This is a genomic window from Afipia sp. DC4300-2b1 (genome assembly GCF_049895725.1).
In the GTDB taxonomy this organism is placed as follows: Bacteria; Pseudomonadota; Alphaproteobacteria; order Rhizobiales; family Xanthobacteraceae; genus Afipia; species Afipia broomeae.
Genome location: NZ_JAFCSX010000001.1, coordinates 997,382 through 1,012,959, shown reverse-complemented (window position 1 = coordinate 1,012,959; position 15,578 = coordinate 997,382). Strand labels below are relative to the sequence as shown.

At 61.7% G+C, this 15,578-nt stretch carries 20 protein-coding genes; 9 read left to right on the top strand and 11 right to left on the bottom strand.

What is annotated here, in order from left to right; genetic code table 11:
- Positions 1 to 79 precede the first annotated feature (79 nt).
- Positions 80 to 814 carry a hypothetical protein gene (locus tag ACP7AL_RS04990; protein WP_425989482.1) on the bottom strand — a complete coding sequence of 245 codons (735 nt, stop codon included), beginning with the start codon at positions 812 to 814 and terminating at the stop codon, positions 80 to 82.
- 39 nt (positions 815 to 853) lie between these two features.
- Positions 854 to 1,669, bottom strand: a complete 816-nt coding sequence (locus tag ACP7AL_RS04985; RefSeq protein WP_425989480.1) for a hypothetical protein — start codon at positions 1,667 to 1,669, stop codon at positions 854 to 856.
- A gap of 208 nt (positions 1,670 to 1,877) precedes the next feature.
- Here ACP7AL_RS04985 and ACP7AL_RS04980 point away from each other — a divergent pair, with 208 nt between their 5' ends.
- Positions 1,878 to 2,912 carry an aspartate-semialdehyde dehydrogenase gene (locus ACP7AL_RS04980; RefSeq protein WP_425989478.1) on the top strand — a complete coding sequence of 345 codons (1,035 nt, stop codon included), beginning with the start codon at positions 1,878 to 1,880 and terminating at the stop codon, positions 2,910 to 2,912.
- 40 nt (positions 2,913 to 2,952) lie between these two features.
- Complete coding sequence (locus ACP7AL_RS04975; protein WP_425989476.1) at positions 2,953 to 3,537, top strand: TIGR00645 family protein; 585 nt, start codon at positions 2,953 to 2,955, stop codon at positions 3,535 to 3,537.
- 17 nt (positions 3,538 to 3,554) lie between these two features.
- Here the strand turns inward: ACP7AL_RS04975 and ACP7AL_RS04970 are convergent, their stop codons facing one another.
- Positions 3,555 to 4,208, bottom strand: coding sequence for a carbonic anhydrase (locus ACP7AL_RS04970; RefSeq protein WP_006023473.1), 654 nt, complete (start codon positions 4,206 to 4,208; stop codon positions 3,555 to 3,557).
- Positions 4,209 to 4,470: 262 nt separating this feature from the next.
- Here ACP7AL_RS04970 and ACP7AL_RS04965 point away from each other — a divergent pair, with 262 nt between their 5' ends.
- Positions 4,471 to 5,352 carry an HpcH/HpaI aldolase/citrate lyase family protein gene (locus ACP7AL_RS04965; protein ID WP_425989474.1) on the top strand — a complete coding sequence of 294 codons (882 nt, stop codon included), beginning with the start codon at positions 4,471 to 4,473 and terminating at the stop codon, positions 5,350 to 5,352.
- Between the two features lie 128 nt (positions 5,353 to 5,480).
- Here ACP7AL_RS04965 and leuD read toward each other — a convergent pair whose 3' ends face one another.
- Complete coding sequence (gene leuD / locus ACP7AL_RS04960) at positions 5,481 to 6,086, bottom strand: 3-isopropylmalate dehydratase small subunit (protein WP_425989472.1); 606 nt, start codon at positions 6,084 to 6,086, stop codon at positions 5,481 to 5,483.
- Between the two features lie 86 nt (positions 6,087 to 6,172).
- Here leuD and ACP7AL_RS04955 point away from each other — a divergent pair, with 86 nt between their 5' ends.
- Positions 6,173 to 6,430, top strand: a complete 258-nt coding sequence (locus ACP7AL_RS04955; protein WP_425989470.1) for a hypothetical protein — start codon at positions 6,173 to 6,175, stop codon at positions 6,428 to 6,430.
- Here ACP7AL_RS04955 and ACP7AL_RS04950 read toward each other — a convergent pair.
- A complete protein-coding gene (locus ACP7AL_RS04950; protein ID WP_024921160.1) occupies positions 6,423 to 6,821 on the bottom strand; it encodes a metallopeptidase family protein in 399 nt (132 codons plus the stop codon). The genes ACP7AL_RS04955 and ACP7AL_RS04950 overlap by 8 nt on opposite strands.
- Positions 6,822 to 6,984: 163 nt before the next feature.
- Between ACP7AL_RS04950 and ACP7AL_RS04945 the strand changes: the two genes are divergently transcribed.
- The 3 genes from ACP7AL_RS04945 (at position 6,985) to ACP7AL_RS04935 (ending at position 8,447) form a co-directional block, all read left to right on the top strand.
- The gene (locus ACP7AL_RS04945; protein WP_425989469.1) at positions 6,985 to 7,311 is read left to right on the top strand and encodes a hypothetical protein; all 327 of its coding nucleotides are present in this window, start codon (positions 6,985 to 6,987) and stop codon (positions 7,309 to 7,311) included.
- Between the two features lie 243 nt (positions 7,312 to 7,554).
- Positions 7,555 to 7,824, top strand: a complete 270-nt coding sequence (locus ACP7AL_RS04940; RefSeq protein WP_425989467.1) for a hypothetical protein — start codon at positions 7,555 to 7,557, stop codon at positions 7,822 to 7,824.
- 218 nt (positions 7,825 to 8,042) lie between these two features.
- Positions 8,043 to 8,447, top strand: coding sequence for a hypothetical protein (locus ACP7AL_RS04935; protein WP_425989466.1), 405 nt, complete (start codon positions 8,043 to 8,045; stop codon positions 8,445 to 8,447).
- Positions 8,448 to 8,526: 79 nt separating this feature from the next.
- Here the strand turns inward: ACP7AL_RS04935 and leuC are convergent, their stop codons facing one another.
- Entirely contained in the window at positions 8,527 to 9,939 is a 1,413-nt protein-coding gene (gene leuC / locus ACP7AL_RS04930; protein WP_006023481.1) for a 3-isopropylmalate dehydratase large subunit, read from the bottom strand.
- 127 nt (positions 9,940 to 10,066) lie between these two features.
- Between leuC and ACP7AL_RS04925 the strand changes: the two genes are divergently transcribed.
- Positions 10,067 to 10,480 (top strand): VOC family protein, encoded by a 414-nt coding sequence (locus ACP7AL_RS04925; protein ID WP_006023482.1) that lies wholly within the window; start codon positions 10,067 to 10,069, stop codon positions 10,478 to 10,480.
- A 77-nt stretch (positions 10,481 to 10,557) separates the two neighbouring features.
- Here the strand turns inward: ACP7AL_RS04925 and rplS are convergent, their stop codons facing one another.
- The 5 genes from rplS to ffh form a co-directional block, all read right to left on the bottom strand.
- Positions 10,558 to 10,941 carry a 50S ribosomal protein L19 gene (gene rplS / locus ACP7AL_RS04920; RefSeq protein WP_006023483.1) on the bottom strand — a complete coding sequence of 128 codons (384 nt, stop codon included), beginning with the start codon at positions 10,939 to 10,941 and terminating at the stop codon, positions 10,558 to 10,560.
- A gap of 102 nt (positions 10,942 to 11,043) precedes the next feature.
- Positions 11,044 to 11,784: a tRNA (guanosine(37)-N1)-methyltransferase TrmD gene (gene trmD, locus ACP7AL_RS04915; RefSeq protein WP_425989463.1), complete on the bottom strand. Its 741-nt coding sequence runs from the start codon at positions 11,782 to 11,784 to the stop codon at positions 11,044 to 11,046.
- Positions 11,785 to 11,800: 16 nt separating this feature from the next.
- Positions 11,801 to 12,334: a ribosome maturation factor RimM gene (gene rimM, locus ACP7AL_RS04910; RefSeq protein ID WP_006023485.1), complete on the bottom strand. Its 534-nt coding sequence runs from the start codon at positions 12,332 to 12,334 to the stop codon at positions 11,801 to 11,803.
- A gap of 8 nt (positions 12,335 to 12,342) precedes the next feature.
- Positions 12,343 to 12,675, bottom strand: coding sequence for a 30S ribosomal protein S16 (gene rpsP / locus ACP7AL_RS04905; RefSeq protein ID WP_006023486.1), 333 nt, complete (start codon positions 12,673 to 12,675; stop codon positions 12,343 to 12,345).
- A 44-nt stretch (positions 12,676 to 12,719) separates the two neighbouring features.
- Positions 12,720 to 14,249, bottom strand: a complete 1,530-nt coding sequence (ffh, locus tag ACP7AL_RS04900; protein WP_425989460.1) for a signal recognition particle protein — start codon at positions 14,247 to 14,249, stop codon at positions 12,720 to 12,722.
- A 269-nt stretch (positions 14,250 to 14,518) separates the two neighbouring features.
- Here ffh and ACP7AL_RS04895 point away from each other — a divergent pair, with 269 nt between their 5' ends.
- Positions 14,519 to 15,577 carry an MBL fold metallo-hydrolase gene (locus tag ACP7AL_RS04895; RefSeq protein WP_425989458.1) on the top strand — a complete coding sequence of 353 codons (1,059 nt, stop codon included), beginning with the start codon at positions 14,519 to 14,521 and terminating at the stop codon, positions 15,575 to 15,577.
- Position 15,578 lies beyond the last annotated feature (1 nt).

Sequence of the window (15,578 nt, the reverse complement as noted above, 5' to 3'; positions counted from 1 at the left end):
ACAAGGACGAATGGGCCACACTTGCCGGAGGATCGTCACTCCCTTGAGAGATAGGGCGGGAAAGGCGCGATTCCAGCCTTCAGAGCCGGCGGGGCGGGCGCGCCGGGCGGGTGTCGGTGGTTTGCGAGACCGGCTCGGCACTGCAACGGGTCGAACGCTTCATTCCTTCCTCGAAGAAGGTTTGCGCGGCGGCGGTCGGAAGCACACCCTTCAGTGTGATCTTGTCGATCATGCAGGCCAGGGTGTGGAAGTTCGGACGCGCGCCGCTGGCTTCGCAGTACCAGCCCTTGAGATACACGGCGGTGGTGTCGAAGCGGCTGAGATAGGACACGCAGAGCTTGATCTGGCCGTCCGAGTTGATCTGGAAATTCGCGGCGCGGACCGCGCCGAAGCGCGTCTGAAGATCGTAGTAGGTGCTGGAGCCGATATAGGCCGTGCGCAGCAGCGGCCGGAGGCTCGACATTTCATAGGAATAGTCGCGGACCACCGGCGTGTCCGGATGGGCCGGCATGTTCACAACCAGCGTGAAGTCGGTGTTGCGATCGTAAACCTGGCCGTATTGCAGGATTTCCTGCCAGCCCGCGTTAAATCGCGCCGAGTTGGCTGTCGGTGACAGCCTCGTGAGTTCGGGCGAATTGATCTGGAACGATGCCTTGGTGCTCACTCGGGATGGCTGATCGAAAAAGCTTGTGACGCGGATAACGACCATGCCGATGAGGGCCAGTACGATAGTCCCGACCGCGTAGAAGGAATAGCGTACCATCTTCCCGGCGTAGGTGCCGAAGGTCGAGATATGGTTGTGATCGAAGGACATTTCAAAATTCCTGAGAGGCAATGTTTCCGATTGATCGTCTCAATCCTGTGTGAGCGGGCCGCGTAATTGAGGAGCGTCGCCGGAGACGATCCAGTTTGCGGAAGCAGTGGTCGTCATTGTGTTGCAGGTGTCGCGTTTCAGTTCGGCGCGCGCGAACAGTTCGGCCATCTTCGGATCGTTCCCCGCCGACAGCAGGGTCAGCCGGTTCAGCGTGCAGCCGAGAAATGCCCGCTGCGCGGCCAGCGAATCGGCCTGACAGGACCATCCGCTCACCCTGACGCTTGGGCTGGAAAAGGTTTTCACAAAGCCCAGGCAGTTCTGCCTGGCAGGCACGGCGGCCCCGCTGAATCGGAGCAGGGCGAGGCGGCCGAATTTGGTGTCCACGAAGCCGGCAGGTTCGACCTCGGCGGCCCGTCCTCCGGCCATCCGGACTGCGACATCGGCATCAGCCGCCGCAAACGCGTCCAGTTCGCCGCCGGGGCGGTAAATCTCGATTTCTGCCGTGGGCGCTTCGCCGGCATGGGCGGCCCAGCGCAGGATGTCCTTGCGGCCGCCTTCGGGATGTCGCAAAATCTCATAAGCATCTGTTCTGTCAGACAAATCCAGCTTGCTGATGGCAAAAGCCGGATGCGGCCTGCTGGCCTGCGTCCAGCTTGGAAGCACAGGAAGGCCAGCCTCGGCCGCGCCCGGCTCGGTGGACAACAGATCCACTGCAAGGACCGCCAGCACCGCCAGGCCGCAGAGATAGGCCAGGATACGCACCGCGACCGCGCTGCATTCGTCCGCAAAGCTGCGCAGCGCCGGGTGAATTCCAGACATGTTCGGCAGGGGCTGGTCCAGCAGGATCGGGCTCATATCTGACTCGGCGGACGTTCTGTTCCGTTGTGATAACGGGAACGAGCTTCCGCCGTGGTCATGGTCGCGAAGACCGTCCTGCCACTTGACGTCACCTGCCCCCGCAGTTGCTTCTGCGTTGTATTTGGGCCGTTTTTCGCATAGAAGCGCTGCCTCTTCCCTTTCTACAGACAGCGAGGGCGAGGCATTTTTCTTCGGAGAGTCAACGATGGGTTACAAGGTTGCGCTAGTTGGAGCGACCGGCAATGTGGGCCGGGAGATGCTCAACATCTTGGACGAACGCAGTTTTCCCGCTGACGAGGTGGTCGCTTTGGCCTCCCGCCGCAGCATGGGCGTCGAAGTGTCCTATGGCGACCGCACCCTGAAATGCAAAGCGCTCGAACATTACGATTTTAGCGATGTCGATATCTGCCTCATGTCGGCCGGCGGCGCGGTGTCCAAGGAATGGTCGCCGAAGATCGCAGCCGCGGGCGCTGTCGTGATCGACAATTCGTCAACATGGCGGATGGATCCGGACGTTCCGCTGATCGTGCCGGAAGTGAATGCGGATGCGGTCAACGATTTCCGCAAGAAGGGCATCATCGCGAATCCGAACTGCTCGACTGCCCAGCTCGTTGTCGCTCTGAAGCCGCTGCACGATGCGGCGAAGATCAAGCGCGTCGTTGTCTCGACCTACCAGTCGGTGTCGGGCGCGGGCAAGGACGCGATGGACGAACTGTTCTCGCAGACCAAGGCCGTCTACACCAACGACGAACTGGTCAATAACAAATTCCCGAAGCGGATCGCCTTCAACGTCATCCCCCAGATCGATGTGTTCATGGAGGATGGCTACACGAAGGAAGAGTGGAAGATGATGGCGGAGACCAAGAAGATTCTTGATCCCAAAATCAAGCTCACCGCAACATGCGTGCGCGTGCCGGTGTTCGTCGGCCATTCGGAAGCTGTGAACATCGAGTTCGAGAATCCGATCTCCGCTGATGAAGCACGCAACATCCTGCGTACTGCGCCGGGCTGTCTCGTGATCGACAAGCGCGAGCCGGGCGGCTACGTCACGCCGTACGAATCCGCCGGCGAGGACGCCACCTACATCAGCCGCATCCGCGAGGACGCGACGGTGGAGAACGGCCTCGTGCTGTGGTGCGTCTCCGACAACCTGCGCAAGGGCGCCGCGCTGAACGCCGTTCAGATCGCGGAATGTCTGGTCAACCGCAAGCTGTTGCAGCCGAAAAAGAAGGCGGCCTGAGCCGCCTGATGTGAGCAGAAAAACGGGGCCGGGAATCAGGATGACAAGCGAGCCATCTGAGCACCGGCCCTCCCCTGCGGAATACCGGCCAAATCCAAAGCTGAAGCGTGCGGAGCACGCATTCGAATCCCTGCTGTTCAACAGCCGCTGGCTGATGGCGCCGTTCTATCTCGGCCTCGTCATCAGTCTCCTCGTGCTACTGTTTAAATTCGTTGCGCTGCTGGTCGAGTTTATCGCTCACGCCGCCCTGGCAAAGGAATCCGACATCATTCTCGGCGTGCTGTCGCTGATCGATGTATCGCTGACCGGCAATCTGGTTCTGATCGTGGTGTTCTCTGGCTACGAGAATTTCGTCTCGCGGATCGATCCGCGCGGCCATCCCGACTGGCCGGAATGGATGACCAAGGTCGACTTCGCCGGGCTGAAGCAGAAGCTGCTGGCCTCGATCGTGGCGATCTCGGCGATTCAGGTGCTCAAGGCGTTCATGAATATCGATGTGGCATTCGACGCCCAGAAGCTCGCCTGGCTCGCCGGAATCCATCTCGTGTTTGTCGTCTCGACGCTGCTGATCGTGTGGTCGGACAGGCTCGGCGATCACGGGGCGTCGGACAAGGCCGGCCATTAAGCCGGCCTGTGCCCGGCTCAGGACACCAGCGCGCTGTGATAGACGCGGCTGAATTCGTTCGTGCTCTGGTCGACGATGGAAAGCGAGCCTTCCGCGACGCCGAAATAGGCGCCGTGAAGCTGCAACTCGCCGCTCTCGACGCGGTTCTTGACGAACGGAAATGTCATCAGGTTTTCCAGGCTGCGCAGAATCGCCGCCTTTTCAATCCTCGTGACGAATTGCTGCATCGTTTCGTGGTCGCGCTGCGAGACCGTCTCGCCTGGCTTGACGAACATCGACATCCATTTGCCGATGAAGTCGCCGGGGGACAGCGGCGCGCTGTCATCGACAAAAGCGCGAATGCCGCCGCACTGCGCATGCCCCAGCACGACGATGTGCTTTATCTTCAGGACCTGATTGGCATATTCCAGCGCGGCCGAGACGCCGTGGGCGTTGCCGTCAGGCTGGAACACGGGCACGAGATTGGCGACGTTGCGAACGACGAACAGTTCGCCCGGTCCGGCATCGAAAATCACCTCCGGCGAAACGCGGGAATCGCAACAGCCGACCACCATCACCTCGGGGGATTGCCCCTTTTGCGACAATTCACGGTAGCGCGACTGTTCGGTGGGCAGGCGCTGGGTGACAAAGGTCTGGTATCCGGCGAGCAGGTGTTCGGGAAACGGTGACATGGGAGCCTCGCAAAATCGTCTCAGGTTGGTTCGCTAGTCCGCAACGTTTTCTCGGTCCGCCCGGTCTGTGGACCTACGGACCAAGCTGGCATCATCATTTTCCAGCGCCCTTTTTGAAATCCAGAGTTCGCCGTGGCGTGTGCCGCGAGACCAACTGCGGATTCAGGACACTGGTGGCTAACCTAGGAGAGCAATCCGAACAAGCCTTTCGGGCGCGGGACGGAAATGCTACTCAGGGTGCTTCCCCAATGGAAACCAGACCATGATCCACCCGCGCCGCAGTGTTCTGTTCATGCCCGGCTCGAATGCCCGGGCGCTCGACAAGGCGCGGAACCTTCCCTGCGATGGGGTCATCCTCGACCTTGAGGACTCGGTGGCGCCCGACGCCAAACCGATGGCGCGCGATCAGATCGCGCAAGCTGTCGCCGCGGGAGGCTTCGGCAAGCGTGAGATCATTATCCGCATCAACAATCTCGAGTCGCCATGGTGGGAAGACGATCTGACCATGGCTGCTCATGCCAGGCCTGACGGAATTCTGGTCCCGAAGATTTCCCGTCCGGCCGACATCAAGAGACTGGAGGAGCGCCTTCGCACGCTCAAGGCCGATCCCGGCATCGTGCTGTGGGCGATGATCGAGTCCCCGCTTGGCGTTCTGTCGGCGCAAGAGATTGCCTCAACCGCGCGTGACGGCGACAAGCGTCTCGCCGGATTTGTCATGGGACCGAACGACATCGCGCGTGAGACGCGGATGCGGATGCTGCCGGGCCGCGCCGCCATGCTGCCGCTGTTCGCGCATTGCATTCTCGCGGCGCGGGCCTATGGCCTTGAGATTCTCGACGGTCCCTACAACGACATCAGCGACGTGGCTGGTTTCGCGAAGGAGTGCGCGCAGGGCCGCGACATGGGCTTCGACGGAAAGACGCTGATCCATCCCGGCCAGATCGATGCCGCCAATGCCGCCTACACACCGCCGGCGGAAGAGATTGCCCGCGCGCGCAGGATCATGGGTGTGTTCGATCTGCCGGAGAACGCGAACAAGGGCGTGGTTCAGCTTGATGGCCAGATGGTCGAGCGTCTGCACGTCGAGATGGCCAAGCGCACCATTGCGATTGCGGATGCGATTGCAGCGCTGAAGGCGAGCTGAAGTCAGGAACATTGAGATCGTCATGCCCGGGCTTGTCCCGGGCATCCACGTCTTACCTGTCCGAGAAGCCCAAACGTAGATGGCCGGGACACGCCCGGCCATGACTTAGTCCATCAATTCGTTTTGAATTACAGCCACGGGCGCTCGGCCTTTTCCTTCGCCTCGAACATGTCGATCGACTTGCCCTTTTCCATGGTCAGGCCGATGTCGTCGAGCCCGTTCAGCATGCAGTGCTTGCGGAAGGGATCGATCTCGAACTTGATCGTGCCGCCGTCGGGGCCGCGGATTTCTTGGCTCTCAAGATCGACCGTCAGCGTGGCGTTGGAGCCGCGGTCGGCGTCGTCGAACAGCTTGTCGAGTTCTTCGTGGCTGACGCGGATCGGCAGGATGCCGTTCTTGAAGCAGTTGTTGTAGAAAATGTCGCCGAACGAAGTCGAGATGATGCAGCGGATGCCGAAATCGCCGAGCGCCCATGGCGCGTGCTCGCGGCTCGAGCCGCAGCCGAAGTTGTCGCCAGCCACCAGGATCTTCGCCTTGCGGTAGGACGGTTTGTTGAGCACGAAATCGGGGTTCTCGCTGCCGTCGTCCTTGTAGCGCTGCTCGGAGAACAGGCCCTTGCCGAGACCGGTGCGCTTGATGGTCTTGAGATACTGCTTCGGGATGATCATGTCGGTATCGACGTTGATGATCTTCAGGGGCGCCGCGACGCCTTCGAGTGTCGTAAACTTGTCCATGATGTTCCCGTGAACCGGATGCAATTTGAGCTGTTCTAAATATACCATCATCGCCGTCAAGGCTATGCGCTGAGGGAGGATACATCATGAACGCCATGCGCTGCGGCCACCTGCTAAAGCTGGCCTTTCTGGCGGGAATGATGGTCTTGCTGATGCCCCTGGGCGGCGCTTGTGCGGAGATGTGGTGCATACGCGATTTCGGCAGCGACAGGCCCGTCTGCGTGTTCGCCACGGCGCGGGACTGCACGTCGGCTGCGGTGATCCGGGGCGGTATCTGCGAACGCGAGCCGCTGGCACGAGCCACGGCCTCGCAAGATCGAAAGCCTGCGTCGCGTATCAGGTGACGGCCGCCTCGATCGCTTCCATGTCGTCATCTGAGAGGCCGAAATGGTGGCCGATTTCATGCACCAGAACATGCGTCACCACATGACCCAGAGTTTCATCGTGTTCGGCCCAGTAATCGAGGATGGGACGGCGGTAGAGCCAGATCATGTTCGGCATGGGCGCAATATCGCCGCTTGAGCGAAATGGCAGCCCGACCCCCTGGAAGAGACCGAGCAGATCGAATTCGCTCTCGGCCCCCATCTCCTTGAGAACGTCCTCCGTTGGGAAGTCATCGATCTGGATAATCAATCCCTCGCAGAGATCGCGAAAGTGTTTTGGCAGCCGCGCGAAGGCGTCATGCGCGATCGCTTCCATGTCTTCAAGGGTGGGGGATTTTGCAGTCGGCCACATCGCTCCTGTTTAAAGGGCTTGTCCACCGGGGCCAAGGGTTTCGAAGAGCGCTTCAAAAGCGATTGAAAGGAGTGGCATGACGCTGAAACCCCCTCAATTTGCGCGTTCATGGTGTTGACGGGCGCGCCTCAATCGGAGACGTTGCCGCCCATCGATTGAACTTATGGATACGGGACGGCGCTTCATGACGCGGGCAGGGATTTCGGCCATTCTGATGGGCCTCTTTGCAGGCCTGATTGTTTGGGCGTTGCCGGGTATGGCGCATGCTCAATCTGCTTCGACGGCTGTCCATCATGGGCTGACCGCCGAGGAATTTTCCGCGCAGAGCCGTGAGGTCATTCGCCGCACGCCGCGCCGCATCCGGATTTATCGCGGCTCAAGCTATCCCGGTCCGAACTCCAAGCGCGTCTGCAATGCGCACTACGAGCAGGAGTATCGCCCGAGCGGAACGGTGATCGTGCCGCGCATGAACTGCTATTGGAGCGGCTGACTTTCGGCGAGCGGTTCAGTTTTTTCTGAATGCGCCGATCGTCGGCGGCGAATACCGTGGCACACAATCCATCGATACCAATTGTCATCGTCGCCTGCGGCGCGATGCCGTGAGCAAATCTGTTCATCAATGCGGCGCAGACATTCAGCACGCATTCACATCCTCCTTCCTAGCCTGATGCAAACGAACTTCGGTCAGAAACACGCGCCGGAATTCGTTCCAGCTCACGAGGAGAGAGAGTTCATGAAGATGAATGTCAGAACGATTTTTGGTCTCGCAGCCGTCGCCGGGCTGCTTGCGGTTGCGGTGCCCGCGGGCGGCGCGCAGGCGCTGTCGCTGATGAATCCGGCTGCGAGTTCATCCGCCAGGCAGGCATCCGAGCCCATGACCACGCAAGTTCATTGGCGCCGGCATCATCACCACCGCTGGCATCGTCACCACGGTTGGCGCCGCCATCACGGCTGGCACCATCACCATGGCTGGCGGCATCATCGTCGCCATCACTGGTATTAAGTTAAAGCTTCGATCACCATGCGGTTTGACCGGAATTGATCAAATCCGCGCGTCATGATCTTGCTCCAAACTCGACGTCATCCTTAATTAGACAGGGCCACCGCTACGGCCCTGTCTGGATCGCAGGGCCAACGCAGGCCATTGGCGGATGGATGAACGTAAATCGGTGATGCGCGTTATCTTGAACGTGTCGAGCAACGATTGGAGGAGGAACTGCAATGAGAAAGCTTGTGGGAGCCGCGGCGGTTGCCGCTGCTCTTTCGATTGCCGGCTGGATGTCGCTTGCGCCTGCGAGCGCCGCATCACCGGCCACAACGGCATCGCGTGACGCGCGTCCGGCGGAAGCCCAGCCGACGGATGTCAGCGCGCGCCGCCGCTATTATCGGCGCTATGGCTATTACGGCCCGCGTTACTACAGACCGTACTATCGACCATATTACCGGCCCTACTACAGGCCGTATTACAGCTATGGTTACGGCTATCGTCCGTACTATCGCCCCTATTATTATCGGCCGGCCTATTACCGGCCTTACGGCTACGGCTATCCGTACGGCGGCTATGGATACGGCTATGGCGGTCCCCGTTTCTATGGACCGGGCCTCAGCATCGGCTTCGGCTGGTAAATCCGGTGCCAGCAAAACAAAACAGGCGCTCGAAAGAGCGCCTGTTTTTATTTGACCGGTCGATAGCGATGCGAACGGTTCAGGTCGAATGCCATTCGCGGATATCGACGAAGTGTCCGGCGATCGCAGCGGCCGCGGCCATCGCGGGCGACACCAGATGGGTGCGGCCCTTGAAGCCTTGGCGGCCTTCGAAGTTGCGGTTCGAGGTCGAGGCGCAGCGCTCTTCCGGTGCAAGCTTGTCGGGGTTCATCGCAAGGCACATCGAGCAGCCTGGCTCACGCCACTCAAAACCGGCCTTGATGAAGATCTTGTCGAGACCTTCGGCTTCGGCCTGCTCCTTCACAAGGCCCGAGCCCGGCACGATCATCGCGTTGAGGTTGCCGTTGACGGTATGACCGGCGACGACCTTCGCGGCGGCGCGCAGATCCTCGATGCGTCCGTTGGTGCATGAGCCGATGAAGATGCGGTCGAGCTTGATGTCGGTGATCTTGGTGCCGGGCTTCAGCCCCATGTAATCGAGCGCGCGCTGCTTGGACAAACGCTTGGCTTCGTCCTCGATCTTGGCAGGATCCGGCACAAAGCCTGAAATCGACACGACGTCCTCAGGCGAGGTGCCCCAGGTCACGATCGGCGGCAGCTTGGCCGCGTCGAGACGAATCTCGTGATCGAAGTGTGCGCCCTCATCGGTGCGCAGCGTATCCCAGTAGCGAAGCCCGGCTTCCCATGCAGCGCCGGTCGGCGCCATCGGACGGCCCTTGAGGAATTCGTAAGCCTTTTCGTCGGGCGCGATGAGGCCGGCGCGCGCGCCGCCTTCGATCGACATGTTGCAGACCGTCATGCGGCCTTCCATCGACAGCGAGCGGATCGCGTCGCCGGCGTATTCCAGCACGTAACCGGTGCCGCCCGCGGTGCCGATCTCGCCGATAATGGCAAGGATGATGTCCTTTGCGGTCACGCCGTCCGGCAGCTTGCCGTCGACGGTGGCGCGCATGTTCTTCGCCTTCTTCTGGATCAGCGTCTGGGTGGCGAGCACATGCTCGACCTCGGACGTGCCGATGCCATGCGCCAGCGCGCCGAACGCGCCATGCGTCGAGGTGTGGCTGTCGCCGCAAACGATGGTGGTGCCGGGCAGCGTGAAGCCCTGCTCCGGACCGATCACGTGCACGATGCCCTGACGCTTGTCGTATTCGTTGAAATATTCGACGCCGAATTCACGCGCGTTCTCGGCGAGCGTCGCGATCTGTTCGGCGCTTTCCGGATCGGGATTGGGCTTCGAGCGATCGGTGGTCGGAACGTTGTGATCGACCACGGCCAGCGTCTTCTGCGGCGCGCGAACCTTGCGGCCGGTATTGCGCAATCCTTCAAACGCCTGCGGCGACGTGACCTCGTGGACAAGATGGCGGTCGATGTAGAGCAGACAGGTGCCGTCGGGCTGCTCATCAACCAGATGGTCATTCCAGATCTTGTCGTAGAGAGTGGTCGCTTTGGCCATTTTGGGTTGTCCGAATTGGTGTTTGCAGGCCTTTGGGGCCGCTGGTAATCGCCTCCGCCCTTTTTACTCGCTTAACAGGACAGGGGAAAGTATCCTGACCACATAATAGCCTATGCAGGATCGCACAATGACCGCACGCCCGCCGGTAGCACCCTATCTCACCGTCTCACCTGCCGCCGGAGCGATCGCTTTTTACACTGCGGCGTTCGATGCCAAGCAGAAAGCGCTGATGCCTGCGATGGACGGCCTGCGCATCCTGCACTGCGAACTCGAGATCAACGGCGGCGCGCTGTTCCTGTCCGACGCGTTTCCCGAATTCGGCACTGCGCGGATGCCGCTGCCCGGCGAGCCGGTGACGATGTCGGTCAGTCTCGAATTCGCGACCGCCGACGAAGTCGACGAAGTCTTCTCGCGCGCCACCAAGCTCGGTGCGAAAGGCGAGGTGACACCGACCTATTCGTTCTGGGGCACGCGAACCGCGATCCTGCGCGATCCGTTCGGCCATCGCTGGATCATGAACGGGCCGCTGACGCAGAAGTAGGCGCGGCCGGCTCCGTTACCGAAAATAAAAAGCGCGGTGATGCACCGCGCTTTTTTAAATCATCGAAAGTTGCGCGATTACTCGCCCGAAGCAGCCTGACGGTTGTCCTGCTTCTCGACAATGCGCGCCGACTTGCCGCGCAGACCGCGCAGGTAATACAGCTTGGCGCGACGCACCTTGCCGCGGCGCACGAGCTTGATCGAGTCGATCATCGGCGAGTAGATCGGGAACACGCGCTCCACGCCTTCGCCGTACGAAATCTTGCGGACGGTGAAGCTCTCGTGAATGCCGCCGCCGTTGCGGCCGATGCAGACGCCTTCATAGGCCTGCACGCGCGAACGCTCGCCTTCGACAACCTTGACGTTGACGATCACGGTGTCACCCGGTCCGAAATCCGGAATCGTCTTTCCGGCGGAAAGCTTTTCAAGCTGCTCCTTGTCGAGCTCCTGAATGATGTTCATCGCAAAACTCCATCGGCGGCGCGCCCGGAAGGGGCTGCGCGGAAATTCGTATCCAGCATCTGCACGGATTGGCCGGTGCTATACGCCAAAGCCGTCCGGTTGTCACCCTTTTGTCGTGTCTTTTCGTCCGCCGGGTGCGATGTTTTGAGTGGCCGTTTGAACGGTCTTGGTCGCCCAGAGGTCCGGCCGCCGGGTTCGGGTCAGGGCTTCGGCCTGCGCCCGCCGCCAGGTCTCGACCTTGGCGTGATCGCCGGACACCAGCACGTCCGGGATGGTCCGGCCCTCAAATTCCTGCGGCCGGGTATATTGGGGGTATTCCAGTAGTCCGTCCGAGAAACTCTCGTCGGTTCCTGAGCTTAGCTTCCCCATCACCCCCGGCAGAAGGCGCACGCAGGCGTCTATCAGGGCCAGGGCGGCGATTTCTCCCCCGGAGAGGACATAATCCCCCAGAGAGATTTCCTCGAGCCCACGGGCCTCGATGACCCGCTGATCAATCCCCTCGAAGCGCCCGCAGACGATCAGCGGGCCGGGCCCGGAAGCGAGTTCCATGACCTTTTTCTGGGTCAGGGGGGTGCCGCGGGGGCTCATCAGCAGGCGCGGGCGTTCGGGGGCAATCTGGGCGGCATCGATCGCCGCTGCCAGCACATCGGCGCGCAGCACCATGCCGGGGCCGCCCCCGGCCGGGGTGTCATCGACGCTGCGATGCTTGTCGGTGGCGGCGTCGCGAATGTCGCGGGCCTCCAGTGCCCACACGCCCGATGCCAGCGCCTTGCCCGCAAGGCTGACGCCGAGCGGGCCGGGAAACATTTCCGGAAACAGCGTGAGCACGGTGGCGCGCCACATGGTCGGGTATCCCGGTTCAGATGTCCGCGTCGGACGGAGAATCGCCTTCAATCTCTTGCGGCATCACGATCACCACATGGCCGCCGGCGAGATCCACCGTCGGTACCACCGCATCGGTAAACGGCAGCAGCAATGTCGGCCCTTGCGGCGGCGCGATTTCGATGATGTCGCCTGCGCCGAAATTATGGATCGCGAGCACCTTGCCGATCGCGGTGCCTGCCGGATCGAGCGCGCGCAGTCCGATCAGGTCGGCGTGATAGTATTCGCCTTCGTCCGTCTCGGGCAGCTTGTCGCGGGAAATATAAAGCTCAAGGCCATTGATGCGCTCGGCATCTTCGCGGGTCGTGATGCCCTTGAGCACTGCAACCAGATGATCCTTGGCAATCCGGGCGCGCACCACTTCAAACTGACGCACGCCGTCTTTGGTCGAGAGCGGCCCGTAATCGATCACCGCCATCGGATCTTCGGTGAACGGCCACAGCCGCACCTCGCCGCGCACACCGTGCGCGGCGCCGATTCTTGCAACGCAGATTTGCGCTGCTTTTGTCATGAGAACGCTTATGCCTTGGCGGCGGCTTCAGCGTTGGCCTTGCGCTCCTTGCGCGGCACGGCCTTCTCGGGGTTCTTGCGCGGCTCACGCTTCTTCACGCCGGCGGCGTCGAGGAAGCGCATCACGCGGTCCGACGGCTGCGCGCCCTTGGCGAGCCAGGCCTTGACCTTGTCCATGTCGAGCTTCAGGCGGGTCTCGTTGTCCTTCGGCAGCAGCGGGTTGAAGTGGCCGAGACGCTCGATGAAGCGGCCATCGCGCGGAAAGCGCGAGTCGGCGACGACGACGTGATAGACCGGACGCTTCTTGGTGCCTGCGCGTGCGAGGCGGATAACGACTGACATTTATTTCTCCGTTGGTGTGTTTGAATGTCGTGAAAACTGTTCGGCTATTTCTTCTTGCCGATCCCCGGAAATCCGCCGAGGCCCGGCAGTGTTGGTTTTCCAAGACCCGGCAGGCCTGATCCTGGAAGATTTGGAAAATCTTTCGGCAGCGATGGCACGCCTTGCGGAATTCCGCCCGGCATCTTCGCAGCCAATTCCTTCATCGCGTCGGCTGACGGCATTCCGTTGCCGCCAAAGCCCATCGCCTGCGCCATGCCCGCGAGCGGGCCGCGCTTGCCCTGACCCATGGCCTTCATCATGTCGGCCATGTTCCGGTGCATCTTGAGCAGCTTGTTGACTTCCTCGACCTTGAGGCCCGCGCCGGCGGCAATGCGCTTCTTGCGGCTGGCCTTGAGGATGTCGGGATTTTTGCGCTCTTCGCGCGTCATGGAATCGATCACCGCCATCTGACGCTTCACGACCTTGTCGTCGAGGTTCGCGGCGGCGATCTGGTTCTTCATCTTGGCGATGCCGGGCATCATGCCCATCAGGCCGCCGAGGCCGCCCATGGTCTGCATCTGCTGCAATTGGTCGCGCAGGTCGGCAAGGTCGAACTTGCCCTTGCGCATCTTCTCGGCGACACGCGCGGCCTTCTCGGCGTCGATATGCGCCGCGGCTTTTTCCACGAGCGAGACGACGTCGCCCATGCCGAGAATGCGGCCCGCGATACGCGAGGGATAGAAGTCTTCCAGCGCGTCGGTCTTTTCGCCGGTGCCGATCAGCTTGATCGGCTTGCCGGTGACGGCGCGCATCGAAAGCGCAGCGCCGCCGCGTCCGTCGCCGTCGACGCGGGTCAGCGCAATGCCCGTGAGTCCGACACGCTGGTCGAATGCGCGCGCCAGATTGACGGCGTCCTGACCAGTGAGAGAATCGGCGACGAGCAGGATTTCATGCGGTTTCGCGGCGGCTTTCACCTCCGCGGCTTCCGTCATCATCTCTTCGTCGAGGGTGGTGCGGCCCGCGGTGTCGAGCAGCACGATGTCGTAGCCGCCGAGCTTGCCGGCCTGCAGCGCGCGCTGCGCGATCTGCACCGGCTTCTGGCCCGCAACGATGGGCAGCGTCTCGATAGACAGATCGCGGCCGAGCACGGCGAGTTGTTCCTGCGCGGCGGGGCGATAGACGTCGAGCGACGCCATCAAAACTTTTTTCTTGTCGCGCTGGGTAAATCGGCGAGCCAGCTTCGCGGTGGTGGTGGTTTTGCCGGAGCCCTGCAGGCCGACCATCATGATTGCGACGGGCGCGGGCGCATTGAGGTCGATGAGCTGGTCTTCGGAACCGAGGGTTGCGACCAGTTCGTCGTGAACGATTTTCACGACCATCTGGCCCGGCGTCACCGACTTGACGACGGTGGCGCCGATGGCCTGCTCGCGCACCCGCTCGGTAAAGGAGCGAACCACTTCGAGCGCGACGTCGGCCTCAAGCAGGGCGCGGCGGATTTCGCGCATGGCGGCATCGACATCGGCCTCCGAGAGCGCGCCGCGCCCCGTCAACCGGTCGAGTATGCCTCCAAGTCGTTCCGACAGATTGTCGAACATCGCGGCCTTACCTGTTGCTCCCGAAGGAGATGAAATTCCAAACACGACGGCGCCCGAGGGCGCACAGCGCTGTCGGGCGTTGGCCTCCGGCATCCCGTGCCGGGCGGCGGGTCGAAAAGAAAGTCTTTCCGAGAAGTGCCGGGGTTAAACCGCCCAAAGGCCGAAAAGTCAAGAAAAGACCGAAAAATGCTGATTCTGGGGCGGGTTGCACTGTGCCTTCCGGGAACCTAACTGTTGCCCGGCAGGCCATTTCCGGCCTTTTGGACCCCATGAACGTCAACCGTCGTCGCCTTTTTGGCCTGCTTGCCGGTGCCGCGGTCGCGGTGGGCCTCCCGTCCGTCTGGATTTCCCGCATGAAAACCTATGCCGGCCCGCCCTCCGATCATTTCGACGGAACCTATTTCTTCGACCCCGACGGCTCGCCGCCGAAAAAGCTCTGGGAGGTGCTGCGCTGGCAGATCACCAAGCAGGCGGCAAAATGGCCGGAACGCGCTCCGTCGCCCTATGCCGATACGCCGCCGCAGCAGGTCAACGGCAGCAAGGTGCGGTTCTCCTATGTCGGCCACGCCAGCTGGCTGATCCAGACCGCAGGCCTCAACATTCTGGTCGATCCGGTGTGGTCGGAGCGCGCATCGCCGGTCGCGTTCGCGGGTCCCAAACGGGTCAACGATCCCGGCATCGATTTCGACAAGCTGCCGCCGATCGACGTGGTGCTGGTGTCGCACGGACATTATGATCATCTCGATGCGCGAACCTTGTCACGGCTCGCTGCGAAATTCTCGCCGCGTGTGATCACGCCGCTAGGCAACGATGTGACAATGATGTCGAACGACAGCGCCATCCGCGCCGAAGCGTTCGACTGGAACGAGCGGGTTGAGATCGGTAACGGTGTCGTTGTCACCCTGGTGGCGACACGCCACTGGACGGCGCGCGGACTGTTCGATCGCAACAAGGCGCTGTGGGCGAGTTTCGTGCTGGAGACACCGGCCGGGAAACTCTACCTCGTCGGCGACTCCGGCTACGGCACCGGCACGCACTTTCGCCGCGTTCGCGACGCGCACGGGCCGCTGCGCGCGGCGATCCTGCCGATCGGCGCCTATGAGCCGCGCTGGTTCATGCGCGATCAGCACATGAACCCCGAGGATGCCGTGAAAGCGCTCGCCGATTGCGGAGCCGAGATGGCGCTGGCGCATCATCATGGCACGTTTCAGCTCACGGACGAGGCCATCGACGCGCCGGTCAATGATCTGGCGACGGCGCTCGATGCAGCCGGCGTTGCGCGCGACAGGTTTGTCGCGCTCAAGCCCGGTCAGGTGTTCGAGATTTAGC